This is a genomic window from Carboxylicivirga linearis, from assembly GCF_018271995.1.
In the GTDB taxonomy this organism is placed as follows: Bacteria; Bacteroidota; Bacteroidia; order Bacteroidales; family Marinilabiliaceae; genus Carboxylicivirga; species Carboxylicivirga linearis.
Map to the genome: position 1 here is coordinate 1 of NZ_JAGUCO010000077.1, position 1955 is coordinate 1955.

Below are 1955 nucleotides of genomic sequence, written 5' to 3' on the forward strand. Positions count from 1 at the left end.
TTCAACCACCTTATAAAAAAGGCAAACGGACAGGACACATTTATAAAAAACGGCAACGTAATTGAAACCGTTGAAAGTTGTATTGATATTATCGGCACACATTTCCGGGAAGTCGAAGAACTGGCAAGTATGCTGCAAGGTGATTCACTCAAAGAGACTTGCCGAAACATCTTCAACTTTTCGTACAACTATTTGCAGTACCATAAAGACGATGACGGAACGGAACAGCTCCGGACTCCATCACGTTCTTGGCTAGACGGACAAATCAAGTTCAAACAGAAAGGCAAATCAGATGCAGGAATTGACTGTGATGATTACAGCATTTTTGTGGGTTCGCTTTTAAAGTGTTTAGGTATTCCCTTCAAGCTCCGCATTACCAAATATGACGGTAAAAAGAACTTTCAGCATATCTATGTTATTGTTCCTGCTGTTGGTGATTCCGAAGATGAAATCGTTATTGACCCTGTTCTCTCAAAGTTCGATTACCAAAAGCCATACAGCTTTGAACGTTCTGATTTTGATATGTCACCACTTCAATTGGCAGGGCTTCGAGGTGTTGACGGCATAACAGGCACAAGTGCTTTAGGGTTACCAATATCTGTTTTATCAGGCATTGATTTAGCTGGTGGTGTTCAGGCACAAGCCAACCATGAAGACCTTATTGCCATTGTTTCAGGAGTTGACTTTGACGATGCCATAAATGGTTTAGGTGATGCAGAAGATGCCACCTATAATTACTTAGTCCGAACCCGGAATTATCTTTTAAAGAACAGGGATAACAAGGACAAAATGGCTCACGTCCAAAACCCTGACCAATTCATTTCCATGTTGGACCAGGCTATCAAGTTTTGGAATACTCCACAGCGAGATGCCGTATTGGATAAGCTATCTGATATTGAAGAAAAGCTTGCCGAAAAAGGTCTGATTAAATACGATTCAGAAGCCATTCAGGGATTGGCTGAATTGGATGAGTTGGACGATGAAATGGACGGATTGGGAAGAAGAAAAAGACGTAGAGGGCGATTCTTCAAGGCAATAAAACGTGTCGGTAAGAAGATTGGCAAAGTAGCCAAGAAAGTAGTTAAGGCAATCGTAAGGTTTAATCCTCTATCAATAGCAATCAGAGGCGGATTGTTGGCAGCCTTACGCTTAAACATGTTTGGTATCGCTAAGAAGTTGCAATATGCCTATTTACCTGATGACCTTGCAAGCAAATACAACATCGACCCGGCAAAACATGCCAAACTAAAAAAGACACATGGCAAGGTTCGTAAGCTATTTAAAGGTTTACAGGGTAAAGAATCCAACCTTAGAAAAGCCATCCTGAAAGGTGCGAAACAAAAGAGTTCCGACTTCTCCCTAAAAGGTATTGACGGGTTACTTGCTGATTTGAGAGGATTGGAAGCCATTGGCGAATTGGCAGAATTGGGCAATATGGGTGCAGTTGCTACCGCAGCCTCAGTAACCGCAGCAAGTGGTGTATTGGCAAAAATCGGAAGCTGGTTAAAGCCTATCAAAAACATCTTTACTAAGGTTAAAGGTAAATTCAAAAAAACAGCTCCTGCAACAGAAGCGGTATCTCAATTTACCAATCAGGCAGCCCCAACAACCGAGGCTTATGCTCCACCGACAAACAACGTGATGCCTCCATCAAATAGTATTATGCCACAGTCCGGCAGTTACACTCCCCAACCCATAATGAAATCCGGGAACTACACTCCACAAACGACTACAACGAACCCAACTGCAACAGGCAAAAAGAAACTGAGCAAAGGTGCAAAAGTCGGTATTGGTTTAGGTGTTGCAGCACTTGTTGGTACAGGAGCTTATCTCATGTTCCGCAAGAAAGACAGCACTCCGGCAAAACGGAAATCATCCCCCAAGAAAACCACCAATAAAGAAGATTTAGGAAGCATCAAGCTTCAATAAATAATTGTGAATCAATAATTAAAATT

The 1955-nt window shown here is 41.9% G+C and carries 1 protein-coding gene; it reads left to right on the top strand.

The features are described 5' to 3' along the window. Positions 1–1929 (top strand): hypothetical protein (locus KEM10_RS23590; protein WP_212220791.1); only part of this gene is annotated, 1929 nt, incomplete at its 5' end. Positions 1930–1955 lie beyond the last annotated feature (26 nt).